This is a genomic window from Candidatus Pantoea communis (assembly GCF_011752685.1).
Taxonomy (GTDB): domain Bacteria; phylum Pseudomonadota; class Gammaproteobacteria; order Enterobacterales; family Enterobacteriaceae; genus Pantoea; species Pantoea communis.
Map to the genome: position 1 here is coordinate 189,306 of NZ_VWXC01000009.1, position 19,639 is coordinate 208,944.

Here is a 19,639-nt window from a genome sequence, read left to right on the forward strand (position 1 = left end):
GCGGTATTTTGCGCAGACGTTACATTATGTCAACGTCGCGAAAAAACCAAAAGCAATCTGTGCTACTTGGACGACAAAGTTATCCACAAGTTCAATATTAGCAGTGAATATTTTACACACAGATGACGGCGGGGAAAATAGGAAGATTCCTCTGCTCCCAGATCGTCGGCAGCAGAGGAAGAGTATATCAAAAAACGTTGCTGTTGGTTACTGCGGCGTAAATCGGCGTAAATGTTGTACAGTGGCTAACCATGCGGCAACCCAGCCAATAATGGCGGCGATGAGCAGCAGTAGCAGCCCTTCGTCCCAGGAAAAACCTTCAAGAACAAAGGTGGTGCCAAACACCGTCGCCACCTGCGCTACGACTGATTGCAGACGCAGTACCAGCACTTCGGACAGCAGCAGTGAAAGCACTGCACCACTGAAACCTAACAGCGCGCCGCCATACAGGAACGGACGCAAGATAAAGCCGTCGGTGGCACCAATCAGCTTTTGCACGTTAATGGTATCGCGACGGGCAAAGATGCTCAGGCGCACGCTGTTACCAATCACCAGGAACACCGCCACCACCATCAGCAGACCAATCATCGAAGCAATTTGCCCTACAAGCCCGGTTAACGCCGCTAAACGGGCAAACCAGCTGTCATCCATGCGCACTTCATCCACACCCTGCACTTTCGACACGCGGTCGCGCAGGTTAGCCATGGTGTCTGAATTCTGGAAATTCAGTTTCGGCGTGATGATGGCCACGGCAGGCAGCGGGTTTTGCTCCAGCATATCCATCGAGCCGCCAAAACCAGACCAGTTACGGAACTCATTCAGCGCTTCTTCGCGCGTCAGATAGTTGACGTTATCCACGCCATCTAACTTTTTCAGCTCAGCAGCGACATTCTCAGCCGCCGTATCATCCAGCGCTTTATCCAGATACACCGTCAACTGCGGTGCCGGATACCACTGCGTCGCCGCCTGGCTGACGTTTTTCCACACCATATAGCAGACGCTCGGCAGCGTCAGCGAGATGGCAATCACCATCACGGTCAGCAGCGTGGCCAGCGGCTGACGCCACATATCCGAGAGCGTACCGCGCAGCGCATAGCGCCACTGCTCCTGCCAGCCGCCTTTCAGAGCCTTACTTTTTGAAGGCGCCTTCGCCGCCTTCGGCGCCGCTGGGCGCTTATTGCGTTTATTGACCATCATGGCCTCCGTGCAGGCGTCCCTGATTCAGCGTCATCAAGCGGTAATTGCGGCGGGCAATCAGCCCGGTGTCGTGCGTCGCCATTAAGACGGTCACACCAACGCGATTGAACTCTTCAAACAGGCGCAGAATGTCTTCTGACAGGGCATCATCCAGATTACCGGTGGGTTCGTCCGCCAGCAGCACCGCAGGTTTGTTCACCACCGCGCGGGCAATACCCACACGTTGCTGTTCACCACCAGAAAGCTGGATCGGATAACTCTTCGCTTTGTCGAGCAAGCCGACTTTATCCAGCGCTGCCGATACACGGCGACGAATATCCTCACCGCTGGCGCCGGAAATGATCAGTGGAATCGCCACGTTGTCATAGACCGAACGATCCATCAGCAAGTGGTGATCCTGGAAAATCATCCCGATCTGACGTCGCAGGAAAGGCACTTCGCTGCGACGCAGACGTGAAATATCGTGGCCACTAAACCAGATTTGCCCGGCGCTCGGGCGCTCAATGCCACAAATCAGCTTCAGCAAGGTACTTTTCCCTGCACCGGAGTGGCCGGTCAGGAATGCCATTTCGCCGGGGCGAAGATGGAAATCCACTCCCTGCAGCGCCTGACGTCCTCCCAGGTATGCTTTACTGACCTCTTCAAAGCGAATCATCCCAATCATTCCTCTCGGGCAAACAGTGCCTCAATAAAGTCTGCGGCCTTAAACGGCCGTAAATCCTCGATGCCTTCCCCGACACCGATATAACGAATCGGAATGCCAAACTGATCGGCAACCGAGAAGATCACACCACCTTTGGCGGTGCCGTCGAGCTTGGTCAGCGTGATGCCTGTCAGTCCCACCGCTTCATGGAACAGTTTGGCCTGGCTAACGGCGTTTTGCCCGGTGCTGGCATCGAGGGTTAACATCACTTCATGTGGTGCATCCTCATCCAGCTTTTTCATCACGCGGGTGATTTTTTTCAGCTCTTCCATCAGATGGGCTTTGTTCTGCAGGCGACCAGCGGTATCTGCAATGAGTACATCGACGTTGCGTGACTTCGCGGCCTGAATGGCGTCGAAGATAACGGAAGCCGAGTCAGCACCCGTATGCTGAGCCACCACAGGAATGTTGTTACGCTGACCCCAGACCTGAAGCTGTTCCACTGCTGCTGCACGGAAGGTATCACCCGCCGCCAACATCACTGATTTGCCCTGAGCCTGATATTGACGCGCCAGCTTACCGATAGTGGTGGTTTTACCCACACCGTTGACGCCTACCATCAGGATAACAAATGGCGCTTTGCCGCCCACATCCAGTGGCTGATCCACTTTTTCCAGAATGCCGGCCATTTCACTTTTCAGCAGGCCGTAAAGTGCTTCAGCATCACGCAACTGCTTGCGGTTAGCCTGCTGCGTCAAATTGGTGATGATGCGGCGCGTGGTCTCTACACCCACATCAGCAATCAGCAACTGCTCTTCCAGCTCTTCAAACAGGTCATCATCGATTTTTTTGCCGCGGAACAGGCTAACAAAACCGGAACCGAGGTTTTCTCGGGTTTTGACCAGGCTGCGCTTGAGGCGAGCAAAGAAGCCCTCTTTGGTCGGACGATCCTGCTCCTGCGTGACCAGCGGCGCTGCGGCCAGCGGTAAATCGCTGACGGTATCCTGCGCTTCGGCTTCAGCGTCTTCCGCATAGGTTTCGGCCAACGCCAAGGCTTCAAGTTCTTCGTCGCTTAACGCGTCGTCTTCCGATTCAACGGCTGCTTCTTCGATTTCCGGCTCATGCTGCGCAACTACTGGCGCAACGGACGCTTCTTCGATCTCTGGCTCATGCTGCGCAACCACTGGCTCAACGACCGCTTCTTCGATCTCTGGCTCGTGCTTCGCAATCACTGGCTCAACGACCGCTTCTTCGATCTCTGGCTCGTGCTGCGCAATCACTGGCTCAACGACTGCTTCTTCGATCTCCGGCTCGTGCTGCGCAGCAGGCGCTTCAACAATCAGTTCTTCTGCCTGAGGCTCTTCTTCGACAGGTGCTACGTCCGGATGGATTTCCTCCTCCGGTAGCACTTCCTCTTCAATTGCCGTGATCGGCTTGGACACCACCGCTTCCGGCTGTGCCCGTTGTTCTTCGGCTACGTGCTCAGTGACGGCAACCGTCTCTTCCGCCTGCGCTTCGGCGCTTGCTAACGCGCTCTCTTCAGCGATCGGCTGTTGCGCCGCTTCGGCCGGTTGCTGCTCTTCCGCAGGCTGCTGCTTCTCTTCTTCTTTGCCAAAGCCTAGCCAGGAAAAAAAGCCACGTTTTTTCTCTTTTGCCATTGTGTAACCACACTCCTCGATGGCTTATTCCCGGTAGCACGCTGTTCCCAGGGGATAAAAAATTCAATTTTTTGTTCGTGAGCGGCGTAAAAATCAGGCAATTACGCGCGCCATATCAACTCAGTAGTCTAACACTTTCCAGCCAGCGCACCACAGCACCCTTTTTTACGTTTCTTCTGCCTGCCACGCCCGTTAAACTACGCAACAAATTATGACGAGTTGTGAGCAAAATGAGTAAATCCCCCCGCAGCAGCGGCGCTGCTGGCCAGATTCGTATCATTGGCGGACAGTGGCGCGGCCGCAAATTACCGGTGCCGGATAGCGCAGGCCTGCGTCCCACCACCGATCGCGTGCGTGAAACCCTGTTTAACTGGTTAGCGCCGGATATTCAGGAAGCGCGTTGTCTCGATTGCTTCGCCGGTAGCGGTGCGCTCGGCCTGGAAGCACTGTCACGCTATGCGGCGTCTGCTACGCTGCTTGAGATGGAACGTTCCGTCGCCCAACAGCTGTCGCAGAATCTGCAAACCCTGCGTGCGACGCAAGGCAACGTCGTGCAGACCAATACGCTGCAGTGGTTAAGCCAACCCGGAGAGCCGTTCGATGTGGTGTTTGTTGATCCGCCATTCCGCAAAGGCTTGCTACTGGAGACGCTGACGCTGCTGGAAAACAATGGCTGGCTGGCGGAGAACGCACTGATTTACGTCGAAAGTGAAGTGGAGCACGGCACGCCAGTGGCGCCCGCTAACTGGGATTTATATCGCGAAAAAATTGCCGGTCAGGTGGCATATCGCCTTTATCAACGCCAACAGGAGACGCACGATGTGGCTTAATCTGGGACGATTACTGATGATTTGCGTCTGGGCATTTCTGCTGCTCAATCTGGTGCATCCTTTCCCGACACCGCTGCGCTACTTTGTGCATGTGGCACTGTTCTTCATGGTGATCATGCACGGCTTGCAGCTGGTTCTGCTGCGCGCGACTCAGCCGAAAGAGGCGCCAAAACTCAGTGGCGTCACGCAAGCGAAGATTTTCTTTTTTGGTGTGTTTGAACTGCTGGCGTGGCAGAAAAAGCATTACCCGAAGATGTAACGATACGGGCCGCTGCAGCGGCCCGTTTTATTGCGCAGGCGTGAAACTGACAAAGCGACTGCCCTGCATTTTCAACTCTCCCTTCGCGCCCTTATCGATATGATGATAGTCATCGGCGCTCACCACCACCTTGATATCACTCGCCCCATTGAGTGGATGAAACCAGGCTTCGTACTTCATATCTTCAGCCACAATCTCTTCACGCTGGCGCGAACGGCGATTGGGGGAAGGGAACTCACGTTTGGTTTTCACTTCTACGCTCAGTGAGCGAATCGGTGAAGCATCATTTACCGCGGTTTCACGGCGTTGCTTAATAAACTGACGGGTCGCCAATACGGCAATAATCGCCAGAACGATGAAAAAGATTAGCGGTGGTTTGCTCATGTTTTCTCTCGCACTTTGCGTTAATGTCGGAACAGTAAAAGACGACAAAGCATACAACCAGAGTTGACCGATTGTCACATTCGTCGCCGGTAACTTACACTGAGATCGCGATTTTGGGAAAATTCATGACTCTGGACAGCACGTTCAGAAAAGGGAGAAAACATGCTTTGGTCTTTCCTTGCCGTACTTTTTTCCGGTTGGCTGTACGTTGATGCTTCATACCGCGGCCCGCAGTGGCAACGCTGGCTGTTCAAACCCGTTACCTTGCTGTTGCTGGTCGCCTGGGCATGGCAAGCACCCACACTGAATACCACCGACTATCTGATCCTGGCTGGCCTGATTGCCACTCTGGTCGGTGATGCACTGACGTTACTGCCTCGCCAGCAAATGCTCTATGCACTGGGTGCATTCTTCTTGTCACATCTGCTCTACACCATCAGCTTTGCTGCCCACATGACCATGAGTTTCTTCTGGCCGATTCCGGTCACGCTGCTGGTGATTGGGGTGGTGGTGATTGGCATTATCTGGTCGAAGCTGGAGGATTTGCGCTGGCCGATCTGTACCCTAATTGGGATGACACTGGTGATGAACTGGATGGCGGCAGAGAATTACTTCTTCCGCCCAACGGATTACAGCTTCTCACTATTGGTTGGCGCCGGACTGCTGCTGTTAGGCAACATTATCTGGTTTATCACCCATTATCGCCGCCGTTTCAGTGCCGATAGCGCCATTGTTGCCGCTTGCTACTTTGCCGGCCACTTTATGATTGTGCGTTCGCTGTGGCTGTATTGAAGAAAAGATGACCTTTTGCTTGACTCTGGAGTTGACTCCAGAGTGTAGCATTCGGGATGCGGGCAGTGGCCCGCATTGATCCCGGAGGCTCTATGCACGCCCATTCTCATTCATGCCGTTGTGGAAAATCCCACAGCAAAACCCAGCCGCTGTGCGCCATTCGCAGCGTTTCACCTACGACGCTGAAAATCTCAGCCGCCCTCCCCGCCACACCAGAAAGTGGTTGCGGTTGCTGTGACAACGACAGCGGCAGTCCCGGCGGCGAAAGCGACGCCGAAAGCGACAGGCCCTCATCCACATCTCATCAATTCCGCTGGCAGATTGCCGGAATGGATTGCCCCAGCTGCGCGCGAAAAATTGAAAGTGCTGTACAACAGCTGGCGCAGGTGCGCACCGCTCGCGTGATTTTTGCCAGTGAAAAACTGGTGGTGGATGCCGACCAGGATATTCGCCCGGCCATCGAACAGGCCGTCAAAAATGTCGGTTTTACCCTGACCTCAAACGATCCGCAATCTCAGCCCGCACCGCAACGCCGCTGGCAGGAAAATGCCGGTTTGCTGTTACTGGCGCTGCTGATGCTTGCCAGTTGGCTGCTGAGCCAGGTTTCTCCGGTATGGGGCGATCGCCTGTTTGTGATGACCACGCTGATCGGCCTGGCTCCGATTGCATTCAGCGCGTGGAAACTGCTGCGAGGCGGTTCACCCTTCAGTATCGAAACCCTGATGACCCTTGCCGCCACAGGTGCGTTGGTGATTGGCGCACATGCCGAAGCCGCGATGGTGCTGTTGCTGTTCCAACTGGGTGAACGGCTGGAGTCATTTGCAGCTTCTCGCGCACGACGCGGTGTGACGGCGTTAATGGCACTGCGCCCCGATACTGCTACGCGTTTGAAAGGCACGCAGCGCGAGCAGGTGGCGCTGGCTGACTTGCATCCTGGCGATACGATTGAAGTCGCGGCTGGCGGTCGTTTGCCGGCCGATGGCGAGCTGCTGAACCAGAGCGCCAGTTTTGATGAAAGTGCGCTGACGGGCGAGTCCGTGCCGGTTGCCCGTCAGCCGGGCGAAACGGTGATGGCTGGCGCCACCAGCGTGGATCGCCTGGTCACGCTGAAAGTCATCTCCGAACCTGGCCAGAGCGCGATTGATCGCATCCTGCAGCTCATCGAAGAAGCTGAAAGCCACCGTGCACCGGTTGAGCGCTTTATCGATCGCTTCAGCCGCATTTATACGCCTGCCATTATGCTGCTGGCGCTGTTCGTGATGGTGCTGCCGCCAATGTTAGCGGGGGTAGCGTGGTTGCCATGGATTTATAAAGGCCTGACGCTGCTGTTAATTGGTTGCCCTTGTGCGCTGGTGATTTCTACCCCCGCTGCAATCACCTCTGGCTTAGCGGCGGCCGCGCGACAGGGCGCCCTGATCAAAGGTGGCGCCGCGCTGGAACGTCTCAGCCGCATCCAGACCATCGCATTCGATAAAACCGGTACCCTCACACTGGGTAAACCGCAGGTGACCGAGGTCGAATCTTTCAGTGCGATGGAAGCAAATGCACTGCTGAGCATTGCGGCGGCAGTGGAGCAAAGTTCCAGCCATCCATTGGCGATCGCCATCGTGCGTGAGGCCGAAAAGCGCCAGCTCAGGCTACCGCGCGCCCGGCAGCAGCAAACGCTGGCTGGCAGCGGCATCCGTGCGCAGATTGATGGCGTGACCTATCAGCTGCTGGCACCACGTGATGCCAGCACGCTCACGGTCGATCAGCAGCAGGCGATCGCGCAACGGGAAGCTCAAGGTAAAACTGTGGTGGTGCTGTTACAGGATGAGACCGTCATCGGCACCCTGGCGTTGCAGGATCAGCTACGCGAGGAAGCCGTCACGGCGCTGGCACAGTTGCAAGCGCTGGGCATTAATAGCCTGATGTTGACCGGTGATAACCCGCGTGCGGCGGCGTCGATGGCGACGCAACTCAACATCGATTATCGCGCCGGCTTGTTGCCTGCCGATAAAGTGGAGATGGTGCGCAAACTGGAGGAGCAGCAGCCGCTGGCGATGGTAGGCGATGGCATTAACGACGCCCCGGCGATGAAAGCGGCCACGATTGGCATTGCCATGGGCAGCGGCACCGATGTCGCGCTGGAAGCCGCCGACGCCGCGCTGACACAAAACCGTCTGGCAATTCTGCCACGCACTATCGCACTGGCCCGTCGCACGCGCGCCATCATCCGTCAAAACATCGCGATAGCGCTGGGGCTGAAAGGCATTTTCCTGATCACCACACTGCTCGGTTTCACCGGTTTGTGGCTGGCGGTGCTGGCAGATTCAGGTGCAACAGCGCTGGTCACAGCCAACGCTTTGCGATTGCTGCGACAGCGTTAAGCCGTGCCCTTCTGAATCAGATACTGGTACGGCAGCGTTTCCGTCTGCTGTGCCAGCAACTGATGTTCCATAAAGCGGCAAAAACCGGGAATATCACGCGTGGTGGCCGGATCATCGGCAATGATCAGTAAGGTTTCGCCCGCCTGCATGGTGCGCACGGTTTTGCGCACCATCATTACCGGCTCAGGGCAGCGCAGGCCAAGGGCATCAAGCTTGTGGTCCGGCGCAGAAAAGGGATCGCTCATGATTCTCTGTCTTCATTCAAGATGGGCGCTCATTCTAGCGCGCTAAATGCACAGCGCAAGGCGATAACGATTGCGTTAAAATTAACCATTGCATTAATTGCGCAACGCGCTAAGATGCCGCCGTTTTTTTACCAAATTGCTTAATCCTCGAAATAATTCACGTTTTAGCAAGGCGGCAAGTGCGTGTATCCCCAGGAGCTTACATAACTAAGTGGCTGGGGTACGCGAACGTAGCCAACGAAGCGACAACGCGAAGTATGAAGAGGATTGTTGGGTTCCCTCACCCCATTACTCAAAAAGGTCAGACATGATTGATTTCTCTGCACGTCAGCGCATGCATGCGCTGTTTTGGCTTTCCCTATTCCATCTGCTGGTGATCACTTCCAGTAACTATCTGGTCCAGCTGCCGGTTTCCATCTTCGGCTTCCACACCACCTGGGGTGCCTTTAGCTTTCCATTTATCTTCCTCGCTACCGATCTCACCGTGCGCATCTTTGGCGCGCCGTTAGCCCGTCGTATTATTTTGGCGGTGATGATCCCGGCGCTGTTTATCTCTTACGTGGTGTCCTGTGTGTTTTACCAGGGCGAATGGCAGGGATGGGCATCGCTGGAACAGGTGAATCTGTTTGTCGCACGTATCGCCAGTGCCAGCTTTATGGCCTATGCGCTCGGTCAGATTCTGGATGTCCACGTTTTTAACCGTTTGCGTCGTTTACCGCAGTGGTGGATCGCCCCTGCTGCAGCCATGTTCCTCGGCAATATCAGCGATACGCTGGCCTTCTTTTTCATCGCCTTCTACAAGAGCCCGGACCCGTTCATGGCCGCGCATTGGGTGGAGATCGCACTGGTGGATTACAGCTTCAAAGTGCTAATCTGCATGATTTTCTTCCTGCCTGCTTACGGTGTGTTGCTGAACAGCCTGCTAAAACGTCTGGCAGAGCGCTCGACACAGCGTCAGATCAATTTCGGCTAATTGCACATAGACGAAACGCCGCAGCGCGCTAAGATTTCCTGACAAACCGGCGGTTGCTTTTGACCGCCGATTCCGTTTTTATACCGGGTAGAAAGCACCTGACTGGAATCATCAAAGGGAAAAGAATGCGTAACTTAGTGAAATATGCGGGTATTGGTTTGTTGGTGTTAGGTCTTGCGGCCTGTGATCAGAAGAAAGAAGATGCGGCGGCAGGCAGCAACGGTGCCAGCGCCAGCCAGTCAGCCCAGACGGTGAACCTGATGGACGGCAAACTGAGCTTCAGTCTGCCGGCGGGCATGTCTGATAAAAGCGGTAAACTCGGTTCTGAATCTACCAATATGCATGTGTACGCCGATGAAACCGGCCAGCGCGCGATTATTGTGATTGCGGGCGATCCGACCAACGAAGCGCTGGATGCCTTGTCACAGCGTCTGGAACAGCAGCAACGCGGTCGCGATCCGCAGTTGCAGGTCGTTTCTAACAAAGCGGTGACGCTGAAAGATCAGCCAGCTCAGCAGTTGGATACCGTGATTTCGGCCAACAACCAAACCTCATGGTCTTCCGTGATTCTGGCAAAAGTGGATGGCAAATTGCTGACCCTGCAGATCACTCTTCCAGCCGACAATCAGCAGCAGGCGCAGAGCGATGCTGATGCGATCGTGAAAAGCATCACTCTCAAGTAATGCTTTACAGGTGCGCATAAAAGCGCACCCTTCGAAAATCTCATCCATTGCGTTCAGGGTCGCCTTTAATGGCGACCCATTTCATACCTTACAATCTCACCGGCGAAATGTGCCAAATCTCGTCCGCGTACTCCTGGATCGTCCTGTCTGCTGAGAAGTAGCCCATGTTGGCGATATTCAATGCCGCACGGCGCTGCCACTCATCCGGCTGACGATAAAGCTTGTCCACCTTATCCTGCGCATCCACATAGCTGCGATAATCGGCCAGCAGCTGATAGTGATCGCCGAAGTTCACCAGCGCATCAAACAGATTGCGATAGCGACCTGGCTCTCCCGGGCTGAATGCACCACTGGCAATTTGCGTTAGCGCCTGGTGCAGCTCGGCATCTTCCTCATAATATTTACGCGGGTTGTAGCCATCCTTGTGCAACTGCTCGACCTGCGGAGTGGTGTTGCCGAAGATAAAGATATTCTCCGCACCCACATGCTCGCGCATCTCGACGTTCGCACCATCCAGCGTGCCGATGGTCAACGCGCCATTGAGGGCAAACTTCATGTTACTGGTGCCGGACGCCTCAGTACCCGCTGTAGAGATCTGCTCGGAGAGATCCGCCGCCGGAATAATGATCTGCGCCAGGCTCACGCTGTAGTTAGGAATAAACACCACCTTCAGCTTGTTCTTCACCTGCGGATCGTTGTTGATCACGTTGGCAACATCGTTGATCAGATGGATGATGTGCTTCGCCACGTAATAGGCCGATGCGGCTTTACCGGCGAAGATATTGACGCGTGGCACCCAATCCGCGGTGGGATCGGCTTTGATGCGGTTATAACGGGTGATGACGTGCAGTACGTTAAGCAGCTGACGCTTATATTCATGGATACGTTTGATCTGCACATCGAACAGCGCATGCGGATCCAGCACGATATCCATGTTCTTCGCCACCCAATCCGCCAGACGTTTTTTATTGGCGAATTTGGCGTCGGAAATTTGCTCGATAAAGGCCGGATAATCAACGTGTGGCGTCAGATCGCTCAGCTGACTGAGGTCGGTTCGCCAGGTGCGACCAATCGTCTCATCCAGCACATCAGAAAGCGCCGGGTTAGCCAGCGCCAGCCAGCGACGCGGCGTCACGCCATTGGTTTTATTACAGAATCGCCCCGGGAACAGGCGCGCAAAATCAGCAAACAGCGACTGCACCATCAGGTTGGAGTGCAGCTCTGAAACGCCATTCACCTTGTGGCTCACTACCACCGCCAGCCACGCCATGCGCACCTTACGGCCGTTATTTTCGTCGATGATCGAGATGCGTGACATCAAATCCCAATCATCCGGATAGTATTCCTGGATGGTTTTCAGGAAGTAATCGTTGATTTCAAACACAATGCTGAGGTGGCGCGGCAGAATCTTGCCGAACATATCCACCGGCCAGGTTTCCAGCGCTTCACTCATCAATGTGTGGTTGGTGTACGAGAACACCTGGCAAGTGACCTCAAAAGCGTCATCCCAGCTGAACTTGTGATCGTCGATCAACAAGCGCATCAATTCAGGGATGGCTAAAACCGGGTGGGTGTCATTAAGATGGATAGCAATTTTATCCGCCAGGTTGTCCCAGGTTTCATGCATTTGCCAGTGGCGACTCAAAATATCCTGCACCGTGGCGGAGACGAGGAAATACTCCTGACGCAAACGCAGTTCACGACCAGAATCGGTAGAATCATCCGGATAGAGCACGCGCGATACGTTCTCTGAATGGTTTTTATCTTCCACCGCCGCAAAGTAATCCCCCTGGTTAAACTTGCCGAGGTTGATCTCATTGCTGGCCTGCGCGCTCCACAAGCGCAGCGTGTTGGTGGCATCGGTGTCGAAACCTGGAATGATTTGATCGTAAGCCGCCGCGATAATCTCTTCGGTTTCCAGCCAGCGTACGCGCGCACCTTCATGCTGCAGACGGCCACCAAAGCGGACTTTGTAGCGGGTATTGAAGCGCTGGAACTCCCACGGATTGCCGTATTCCAGCCAGTAATCCGGCGATTCACGCTGCTGACCGTCGACAATATTCTGCTTGAACATGCCGTAGTCATAACGAATGCCATAACCGCGTCCCGGTAAGCCGAGGGTGGCGAGCGAGTCGAGGAAACAGGCCGCTAAACGACCCAGGCCGCCATTGCCAAGCCCCGGATCGTTCTCTTCGTCCATCAGTTCACTGAGGTCGAGCCCCATCTCGTCCAGCGCCTGATTGAGATCGTCATAGATGCCCATCGCCAGCAATGCATTGCCCAGCGTGCGTCCCATCAGGAACTCCATCGACAGGTAGTAAACCTGACGCACATCCTGCGACAGCTGCGCACGGCTTGAGCGCAACCAACGTTCCACCATACGATCGCGCACTGCCAGCAAGGCGGCGTTAAGCCACTCATGCTGATTGGCGATCGACGGGTCTTTACCAATAGTAAACATCAGTTTATAGGCGATTGAGTGCTTCAGTGCGTCAACCGTTAGCGTGGGTGAGGCATAGGTGAAAGGTGCATTCATATCCAGTATCCCAATCTCTGATTACAGCAAACGTTGATAAAGATCGCGGTAGGCTTGTGCGGCCACCTGCCAACTAAAATCCATCCCCATCGCCTGCCGCTGAACGTAGCGCCAGAGAGAAGGACGGGACCAGAGGACAAAAGCACGTCGAATCGCCCGCAGCAGCGACCAGGCGTTACTGTCTTCAAAACTGAAACCGCTTGCGACCCCGTCAGCGAGGTTCTCCAGCGAACTGTCCTGCACGGTATCTGCCAGCCCGCCGGTGCGGCGCACTAGCGGCAACGTGCCGTATTTCAAACCGTACAACTGAGTTAAGCCGCACGGTTCAAAACGGCTCGGCACCATAATCACATCGGCGCCACCCACAATACGGTGCGAGAAGGCTTCGTGATAACCGATCTGCACGCCGACGCTGCCTGGATGTTCCGCCGCCGCAGCGAGGAAACCTTGTTGTAACTCTGCATCGCCCTGGCCCAACAGCACCAGCTGGCCGCCTTGCGCCAATAGCCCCGGTAACGCTTCCAGCACCAGATCCAACCCTTTCTGTTTGGTCAAACGGCTGATGACACAAAATACGGGGACTTTGTCATCCACCTTCAGGCCCATGGCGATCTGCAATTGGCGCTTGTTCTCCGCTTTGCTCTCCAGCGTTTCCCGATCGTAACGCGCCGTCAGCAGCAGGTCGTGCGCCGGGTCCCAAATACCTGGGTCAACGCCATTCAGGATGCCACTCAGCCGGCCCTCTTTGAGCCGCTGCTCCAGCAGCGCTTCCATGCCATAACCGAATTCTGGCCGGGTGATTTCCAGAGCATACGTCGGGCTGACTGCCGTAATATGATCGGCATAAAATAATCCCGCCTTGAGGTACGAAATTTGTCCGTAGAACTCCAGGCCATGCATGGTGAAGAAACTGCGCGGGATCTGGATCTCATCCAGATGGCGCGCATTGAACAACCCCTGATAAGCCAGATTGTGCACGGTAAACACCGTTTTTGCCGGGTGACCCCGGGCCGCGATGTAAGCGCAGGTTAACCCTGCGTGCCAGTCATGCGCGTGCACCACATCGGGTTGCCAGTAGGTATCCAACCCGCTGGCCAGTTCGGCGCCCATCCAGCCCAGCAGCGCAAAACGCAGATAGTTATCCACGTAGGCAAACTGCGATGTGTCGTGATAAGGGCTGCCGGGACGCTCATACAATCCCGGCGCATCAATTAAATAAATGCCAACTCCATTGAATTGTCCAAATAATAAACGGACCGGGCCAGCAAAAGTATGCAATTCCGCAACGATCTCGGTGTCAGGAATCCCTTTACGCAGATCCGGATAAGCGGGAAGCAATACCCGTGCATCCGTACCACCCGCAATCTGAGCCTGAGGCAATGCGCCGACGACATCAGCTAACCCGCCGGTTTTCAGCAGCGGGAAAAGTTCTGAACAGACATGTAAAACCTGCATCCTGGACCCCTATTGTGTTATCGCGCGCGTTCCCCGCGGCGATTGCCTGTGTGCTTGCTCGTTGCGTTCGTGGTCAGCCAGCCAATTTGGCCAGCATGGCGCGCGTCACCAAAACGATGCCTTCTTCTGAACGGTAAAAACGGCGGCTGTCTTCATCAGGGTTTTCACCAATCACCATGCCTTCCGGAATCACGCAGGCGCGATCAATCACGCAACGGCGCAGACGACAGGAACGATTGATCACCACATCCGGTAACAGCACCGATGAGTCGATATTGCAAAACGAGTTAATGCGCACGCGTGGGAACAACACCGAATTCACCACCACGGAACCGGAGATAATGCAGCCGCCGGAAACCAGTGAATTCATCGTCATGCCGTGGCTGCCCGAGCGATCCTGCACAAATTTGGCGGGCGGCAAGGGTTCCATATGCGTACGGATTGGCCAGTCGTGGTCGTACATATCCAGTTCCGGCGTGACCGAAGCCAGATCGAGATTAGCGCGCCAGTAAGCTTCCAGGGTTCCGACGTCACGCCAGTAAGGCTCGGCGTTTTCATCGTTCTGTACGCACGACAACGTAAAGGAGTGCGCGTAGGCTTCACCGCTGGCGACAATTTTTGGCAGCAAATCCTTGCCGAAATCGTGGCTCGATTCAGGGATTAGCAAATCCTCTTCCAATAGCTGGTAGAGGTAATCAGCGTTGAACACGTAGATCCCCATACTGGCTAACGCTTTGGTGTCATCGCCCGGCATTGACGGTGGCTTCGGCGGTTTTTCCACAAAATCCACCACGTTGTTGTCCGCATCCACCGCCATTACACCAAACGCCGTGGCTTCGGCGAGCGGCACCGGTAAGCAGGCGATGGTGCACTTCGCGCCACGTTCAGCGTGATCGAGCAACATCCGCGAGTAATCCATTTTGTAAATATGATCCCCGGCGAGAATCACGATGTATTGCGCTCGATAGCGGCGAATGATGTCGAGGTTCTGCGAAACTGCATCGGCGGTACCGCGATACCAATGCTCGGTGGATGCACGCTGCTGCGCCGGCAGCAAATCGACAAATTCATTCATCTCTTCGTTGAATAACGACCAGCCACGCTGGATGTGCTGCGTTAACGTATGCGACTGATATTGCGTGATCACGCCGATGCGCCGAATACCCGAATTGATACAATTCGACAGCGCAAAGTCGATGATGCGGAACTTGCCGCCGAAATGAACGGCAGGTTTGGCGCGTTTCGCGGTGAGATCTTTCAGACGCGTACCGCGCCCGCCAGCAAGGATCAACGCCACCGTTTGTGTAGGGAGCTGGCGCGCCAGCATCAGTGGATCTGTTCTATCTAACTTAACCATGTCTGACTCCTTATGATTGCTTTAGGAACACACACACGCCGTGTGCGGGCCCGTGCCAGACAGTTGTCAGGATGGGGTTATCTTCCCCGGCGAAAGGAGGAATGGCACGCCACTCTCCGTCTGGTAAGGCAAGGTCACTCACCGATTCCGTGGCGTTGATTGTTATTAACCAGCGGCTGGAGAGCAGGATCTGCATTCTGTGCGCCCCCTGTTCCCACTCCTCATTTCCCAGTGGTTTGCCGCTGGCATTGAACCACTGCACATTGCCATCGCCCTCCTGCCACCAGCGATCCGCTGTCAGTGCAGGAATGCGCTGACGCAGCCGGATTAACGCGGCAGTGAAGTCGACCAGTCCAAAATCATCCTGATGCCAGTGCAACCAGGTGAGTGGGTTGTCCTGACAGTACGCGTTATTGTTACCGTGCTGGCTGTGACCGCGTTCGTCCCCGGCCAGCAGCATCGGTGTACCTTGCGCCAACAGCAGCGTGGTCAGCAGAGCATGCACGCTACGCCGACGACGTTCGACAATATCGAAATTGACCTGTAGCCCCTCTTTGCCATGGTTGTGGCTGAAGTTGCTGCTACTGCCGTCACGATTGTCTTCGCCATTGGCCTGATTGTGTTTATTGTTGAAGCTCACCACGTCGCGCAGCGTAAAACCGTCATGCGCGGTGATCAGATTGATACTGGCGTGCGGCAAGCGTCCCTCTCGCTGGAACACATCGCTGGAGGCGGCAAACCGCCGGGCAAATTCGCCATTATTGAGCTGGCCGTGCAGCCAGTAACGGCGCGCGGCATCGCGGAAATGGTCATTCCATTCCGCGAATCCTTCGGGAAAATTGCCCACCTGATAGCCGCCGGGGCCGATATCCCACGGTTCAGCAATCAATTTGACCTGTGACAGCACCGGACAGGCTTTAATGGCGATGAACAGCGGCGCATCCTGCCGATAGTCCGGCGTACGGCCCAGCACGCTGGCGAGGTCAAAACGGAAGCCATCGATATGGCAGTCCCGCACCCAATAGCGCAGCGCTTCTAATGCCCATTCCATCACCTGCGGATCGCTGAGATTGAGCGTGTTGCCGCAGCCGGTCCAGTTTTGATATTCACCCTGCGCGTCGAGCCAGTAATAGCTGGCGTTATCCACGCCGCGCAGTGAAATGTTGGGGCCAATCTCTTCCAGCTCGGCAGTGTGGTTGAACACCACATCAAGGATCACTTCGATACCCGCCGCATGCAGCGCTTTCACCGCCTGCTGAAACTCCTGCAAGGGCGTTAAACCCTGCTCGCCGGACGCGTAGCGGGGATCCACCGCCCACAGCGCGAACGGGTTGTAACCCCAGTAATTACTCAGCCCGAGTCGTAGCAGACGCGGCTCGCTGGCGAAGTGCGCTATCGGCAGCAGTTCCAGCGCGGTAATACCGAGATGGCGCAAGTACTTCACCATAGCAGGATGGCCCAGTGCCGCATAAGTCCCGCGCAGCCTTTCCGGAATTTCCGGATGTTGCCGGGTTAAGCCGCGCACGTGTGCCTCATACACCACCGTCTTGCCCCACGGCGTACGCAGTGGTTTCTCATCATCCCAGTCAAAATCTTCAGCGATCACCAGTGATTTGGGCGCAATGGCGGCGTTATCCTGCTCATCCGGCTGCTGCTCACCTCCGCTAAAACGCGGATCGTCGGGAATATCCCCCACCACCGCTTTCGCGCAGGGATCGACAAGTAATTTTGCCGGGTTGAAACGATGTCCTTGTTGCGGTGCCCATGGTCCGTGCACGCGATAGCCGTAACGCTGGCCGGGCTTTAATGCCGGAAAATAGCCGTGCCAGATATCCCCACTGCGCGCGGGCAGCGCAAAGCGCCGTTCAACGCCGTGCGCGTCAAACAGGCACAGCTCCACTTGCTCGGCATGGCGGGAAAACAGCGTGAAGTTTACGCCGCGCCCATCATAATGGGCGCCCAACGGCATCGGCTGCCCGGTCTCCAGCATCAGTCGCCCTCCCGCACCAGCCAAATCGTGGCCAGCGGCGGCAAGACCAGGCTAAGCGATTGCGGCCGACCGTGGCTCTCAATCACGTCGGTATGCACCACCCCATGATTGCGCACATCACTGCCGTGATAATCCTGTTGGTCGGTGTTCAGTACCTCACGCCAGCCGCCTTGTTGATTGACGCCAAAGCGGTAGCCGTGGCGCGCCACCGGCGTGAAGTTACTGGCAACAATGATTTCATTGCCGTCACGATCGCGACGTGCAAACACAAATACCGAGTTTTCATGATCGTCGACCACCAGCCATTCAAAGCCCTGCGCATCGAAATCCAGTTGATGTAATGGCGTGAAGTGTTTATAGCTGTGGTTGAGATCGCGCACCAGACGCTGTACGCCGTTGTGCCAGTTGTCTTCGCCCTCCAGCAGATGCCAGTCGAGGCTCGAATCGTGATTCCACTCGCGGCCTTGAGCAAACTCGTTGCCCATAAACTGCAGCTTTTTACCAGGGAAGCCCCACATCCAGCCGTAATAGGCACGCAGGTTGGCAAATTTTTGCCAGGCATCACCGGGCATGCGATCGAGGATCGAGCGCTTGCCATGCACCACTTCGTCATGCGACAGCGGCAACACAAAGTTTTCGGTGTAGTTGTACAGCATGCCGAAGGTCATCAGGTTGTGATGATAACGACGGTGCACTGGATCGAGCTTCATGTAGTCGAGCGTGTCGTGCATCCAGCCGAGGTTCCATTTGAACCAGAAGCCGAGGCCGCCATCTTCAGAAGGGCGTGTCACACCCGGATAGTCGGTGGACTCTTCTGCCACGCTGATGGTGCCCGGTGCCGCACGGCCCAGTGTGCGGTTGGTGTGGCGCAGGAAGGAAATCGCTTCAAGATTTTCACGCCCGCCAAAGTGGTTAGGGATCCATTCGCCCTCTTTGCGGCTGTAATCGCGGTAGATCATCGATGCCACGGCATCCACACGCAGGCCATCAATGCCAAAGCGCTCCATCCAATACAGCGCGTTGCCGGAGAGATAGTTACTGACTTCGCGGCGACCAAAGTTGTAGATCAGTGTGTTCCAGTCCTGATGGTAGCCTTCACGCGGATCGCTGTGCTCATACAGTTCGGTGCCATCAAATTTCGCCAATCCGAAATCGTCACTGGGAAAATGGCCCGGCACCCAATCGAGTAACACGTTGAGACCGGCATCGTGCGCTGCGGCGATAAAGTGGCGGAACTCATCGCGGGTACCAAAGCGGCGTGTGGGTGCATACATGCCAAGAGGCTGATAGCCCCAGCTGCCATCAAACGGATGTTCGTTGATCGGCAGCAGTTCAATGTGGGTGAAGCCCATCTCTTTGACGTAAGGCACCAGCTGTTCGGCCAGCTCTTTGTAGCTCAGCCAGAAGTTGTTGTCGGTGTGGCGGCGCCAGGATCCCAGATGCACTTCGTAAATCGAGATCGGCTGATCAAAAGCATTGGCGGCTTTGCGCTGCGGCTGCATCTCCACTTTCGGCGGCAGGCCGCAGATCATCGAGGCGGTTTGCGGGCGCATCTGTGCTTCAAAGGCAAACGGGTCGGCTTTGATGCGCATCTGCCCTGACGCATCAATAATTTCATATTTGTACAGCTGGCCATTCACCGCGCCCGGCACAAACAGCTCCCAGATACCCAGCTCACGGCGGAAGCGCATCGGATGACGACGACCGTCCCAGAAATTGAATTCGCCCACTACGGAGACGCGACGTGCGTTCGGTGCCCACACCGAGAAACGGGTGCCGCTGACGCCGTCAATGGTCGCGTTGTGCGCCCCCAACGTTTCATACGGGCGCAGATGTGTACCTTCTGCCAGCAGCCAGGCATCCATTTCTGCAAGCAGTGGGCCAAAACGAAAGGCATCATCGATCAGGTTTTGCTGGCCGTGCCAGGTGACCGCCAACTGATAGCGAAACAGGTTTTTACGGCGTGGGATCACACCGCAGAAGAAGCCGCGTGAATCGAGACATTTAAGCTGCGCGCATTTGCGTCCGGTGTTGGTTTCAATCACCCAGACTTCGGAGGCATCGGGCAGCAGCGCGCGCACTTCAAGGCCTTCGACAGTTTGGTGCATCCCCAAAAAAGAGAAGGGATCGGCATAATTCCCGGCAAAAAGGGCATTGATCGCCTGGCGATCGGGAAGCTCTGACATGACTTTCTTCCTATGATTTTGCGCAGGCGACCGGAGTGGACAACAATGCCGCCTCTGGTGCGCTGCTTTTCATTGAGCCATA

16 protein-coding genes are annotated in these 19,639 nt (G+C 55.7%); 6 read left to right on the plus strand and 10 right to left on the minus strand.

Annotated elements, in window-relative coordinates; genetic code table 11:
* Positions 1–207: 207 nt before the first annotated feature.
* Genes ftsX through ftsY form a run of 3 tightly spaced genes read right to left on the minus strand, consistent with a single transcriptional unit; the run spans position 208 to position 3,498 of the window.
* Positions 208–1,194 carry a permease-like cell division protein FtsX gene (gene ftsX / locus F3J37_RS14040; protein WP_058960044.1) on the minus strand — a complete coding sequence of 329 codons (987 nt, stop codon included), beginning with the start codon at positions 1,192–1,194 and terminating at the stop codon, positions 208–210.
* Complete coding sequence (ftsE, locus tag F3J37_RS14045; RefSeq protein ID WP_034827061.1) at positions 1,184–1,852, minus strand: cell division ATP-binding protein FtsE; 669 nt, start codon at positions 1,850–1,852, stop codon at positions 1,184–1,186. Before ftsE ends, ftsX begins: the two co-directional genes overlap by 11 nt.
* 5 nt (positions 1,853–1,857) lie before the next feature.
* Positions 1,858–3,498, minus strand: coding sequence for a signal recognition particle-docking protein FtsY (ftsY, locus tag F3J37_RS14050; RefSeq protein ID WP_166933951.1), 1,641 nt, complete (start codon positions 3,496–3,498; stop codon positions 1,858–1,860).
* A gap of 230 nt (positions 3,499–3,728) precedes the next feature.
* On the opposite strand from ftsY, the gene rsmD reads away from it, so the two are divergent.
* Together rsmD and F3J37_RS14060 are read left to right on the plus strand one after the other, a co-directional pair.
* The gene (rsmD, locus tag F3J37_RS14055; protein WP_058960042.1) at positions 3,729–4,328 is read left to right on the plus strand and encodes a 16S rRNA (guanine(966)-N(2))-methyltransferase; all 600 of its coding nucleotides are present in this window, start codon (positions 3,729–3,731) and stop codon (positions 4,326–4,328) included.
* On the plus strand, positions 4,318–4,587 hold the full coding sequence (locus F3J37_RS14060) for a DUF1145 family protein (protein ID WP_034827067.1): 270 nt from the start codon (positions 4,318–4,320) through the stop codon (positions 4,585–4,587). Before rsmD ends, F3J37_RS14060 begins: the two co-directional genes overlap by 11 nt.
* 27 nt (positions 4,588–4,614) lie before the next feature.
* On the opposite strand, the gene F3J37_RS14065 is transcribed toward F3J37_RS14060, so the two are convergent.
* A complete protein-coding gene (locus F3J37_RS14065) occupies positions 4,615–4,971 on the minus strand; it encodes a DUF2500 domain-containing protein (RefSeq protein WP_160834062.1) in 357 nt (118 codons plus the stop codon).
* Between the two features lie 162 nt (positions 4,972–5,133).
* Here F3J37_RS14065 and F3J37_RS14070 point away from each other — a divergent pair, with 162 nt between their 5' ends.
* Both F3J37_RS14070 and F3J37_RS14075 read left to right on the plus strand, forming a co-directional pair.
* Positions 5,134–5,763: a lysoplasmalogenase gene (locus F3J37_RS14070; protein ID WP_097118920.1), complete on the plus strand. Its 630-nt coding sequence runs from the start codon at positions 5,134–5,136 to the stop codon at positions 5,761–5,763.
* Between the two features lie 92 nt (positions 5,764–5,855).
* Positions 5,856–8,132, plus strand: coding sequence for a zinc/cadmium/mercury/lead-transporting ATPase (locus F3J37_RS14075; protein WP_166933953.1), 2,277 nt, complete (start codon positions 5,856–5,858; stop codon positions 8,130–8,132).
* Here the strand turns inward: F3J37_RS14075 and tusA are convergent.
* The gene (gene tusA, locus F3J37_RS14080) at positions 8,129–8,377 is read right to left on the minus strand and encodes a sulfurtransferase TusA (protein WP_034827082.1); all 249 of its coding nucleotides are present in this window, start codon (positions 8,375–8,377) and stop codon (positions 8,129–8,131) included. The genes F3J37_RS14075 and tusA overlap by 4 nt on opposite strands.
* Before the next feature lie 307 nt (positions 8,378–8,684).
* On the opposite strand from tusA, the gene F3J37_RS14085 reads away from it, so the two are divergent.
* Together F3J37_RS14085 and F3J37_RS14090 are read left to right on the plus strand one after the other, a co-directional pair.
* Positions 8,685–9,350, plus strand: a complete 666-nt coding sequence (locus tag F3J37_RS14085; protein WP_034827083.1) for a 7-cyano-7-deazaguanine/7-aminomethyl-7-deazaguanine transporter — start codon at positions 8,685–8,687, stop codon at positions 9,348–9,350.
* Between the two features lie 125 nt (positions 9,351–9,475).
* A complete protein-coding gene (locus tag F3J37_RS14090; protein ID WP_034827084.1) occupies positions 9,476–10,033 on the plus strand; it encodes a DcrB family lipoprotein in 558 nt (185 codons plus the stop codon).
* Between the two features lie 88 nt (positions 10,034–10,121).
* On the opposite strand, the gene glgP is transcribed toward F3J37_RS14090, so the two are convergent.
* The 5 genes from glgP to glgB form a co-directional block, all read right to left on the minus strand.
* On the minus strand, positions 10,122–12,569 hold the full coding sequence (glgP, locus tag F3J37_RS14095; protein ID WP_166933955.1) for a glycogen phosphorylase: 2,448 nt from the start codon (positions 12,567–12,569) through the stop codon (positions 10,122–10,124).
* Positions 12,570–12,590: 21 nt separating this feature from the next.
* Positions 12,591–14,024, minus strand: coding sequence for a glycogen synthase GlgA (gene glgA, locus F3J37_RS14100; protein ID WP_160868394.1), 1,434 nt, complete (start codon positions 14,022–14,024; stop codon positions 12,591–12,593).
* A gap of 73 nt (positions 14,025–14,097) precedes the next feature.
* Positions 14,098–15,381: a glucose-1-phosphate adenylyltransferase gene (glgC, locus tag F3J37_RS14105; RefSeq protein WP_034827087.1), complete on the minus strand. Its 1,284-nt coding sequence runs from the start codon at positions 15,379–15,381 to the stop codon at positions 14,098–14,100.
* Positions 15,382–15,391: 10 nt separating this feature from the next.
* Entirely contained in the window at positions 15,392–17,371 is a 1,980-nt protein-coding gene (glgX, locus tag F3J37_RS14110) for a glycogen debranching protein GlgX (RefSeq protein ID WP_166933957.1), read from the minus strand.
* Entirely contained in the window at positions 17,371–19,557 is a 2,187-nt protein-coding gene (glgB, locus tag F3J37_RS14115; protein ID WP_166933958.1) for a 1,4-alpha-glucan branching enzyme, read from the minus strand. The genes glgX and glgB overlap by 1 nt, the downstream gene beginning before the upstream one ends.
* Positions 19,558–19,639 lie beyond the last annotated feature (82 nt).

What these genes read in the sequence shown, in the direction of transcription:
- ftsX (WP_058960044.1), bottom strand. Translation starts at nt 1,194, where the DNA reads ATGGTCAATAAACGCAATAAGCGCCCAGCGGCGCCGAAGGCGGCGAAG.
- ftsE (WP_034827061.1), bottom strand. Translation starts at nt 1,852, where the DNA reads ATGATTCGCTTTGAAGAGGTCAGTAAAGCATACCTGGGAGGACGTCAG.
- ftsY (WP_166933951.1), bottom strand. Translation starts at nt 3,498, where the DNA reads ATGGCAAAAGAGAAAAAACGTGGCTTTTTTTCCTGGCTAGGCTTTGGC.
- rsmD (WP_058960042.1), top strand. Translation starts at nt 3,729, where the DNA reads ATGAGTAAATCCCCCCGCAGCAGCGGCGCTGCTGGCCAGATTCGTATC.
- F3J37_RS14060 (WP_034827067.1), top strand. Translation starts at nt 4,318, where the DNA reads ATGTGGCTTAATCTGGGACGATTACTGATGATTTGCGTCTGGGCATTT.
- F3J37_RS14065 (WP_160834062.1), bottom strand. Translation starts at nt 4,971, where the DNA reads ATGAGCAAACCACCGCTAATCTTTTTCATCGTTCTGGCGATTATTGCC.
- F3J37_RS14070 (WP_097118920.1), top strand. Translation starts at nt 5,134, where the DNA reads ATGCTTTGGTCTTTCCTTGCCGTACTTTTTTCCGGTTGGCTGTACGTT.
- F3J37_RS14075 (WP_166933953.1), top strand. Translation starts at nt 5,856, where the DNA reads ATGCACGCCCATTCTCATTCATGCCGTTGTGGAAAATCCCACAGCAAA.
- tusA (WP_034827082.1), bottom strand. Translation starts at nt 8,377, where the DNA reads ATGAGCGATCCCTTTTCTGCGCCGGACCACAAGCTTGATGCCCTTGGC.
- F3J37_RS14085 (WP_034827083.1), top strand. Translation starts at nt 8,685, where the DNA reads ATGATTGATTTCTCTGCACGTCAGCGCATGCATGCGCTGTTTTGGCTT.
- F3J37_RS14090 (WP_034827084.1), top strand. Translation starts at nt 9,476, where the DNA reads ATGCGTAACTTAGTGAAATATGCGGGTATTGGTTTGTTGGTGTTAGGT.
- glgP (WP_166933955.1), bottom strand. Translation starts at nt 12,569, where the DNA reads ATGAATGCACCTTTCACCTATGCCTCACCCACGCTAACGGTTGACGCA.
- glgA (WP_160868394.1), bottom strand. Translation starts at nt 14,024, where the DNA reads ATGCAGGTTTTACATGTCTGTTCAGAACTTTTCCCGCTGCTGAAAACC.
- glgC (WP_034827087.1), bottom strand. Translation starts at nt 15,381, where the DNA reads ATGGTTAAGTTAGATAGAACAGATCCACTGATGCTGGCGCGCCAGCTC.
- glgX (WP_166933957.1), bottom strand. Translation starts at nt 17,371, where the DNA reads ATGCTGGAGACCGGGCAGCCGATGCCGTTGGGCGCCCATTATGATGGG.
- glgB (WP_166933958.1), bottom strand. Translation starts at nt 19,557, where the DNA reads ATGTCAGAGCTTCCCGATCGCCAGGCGATCAATGCCCTTTTTGCCGGG.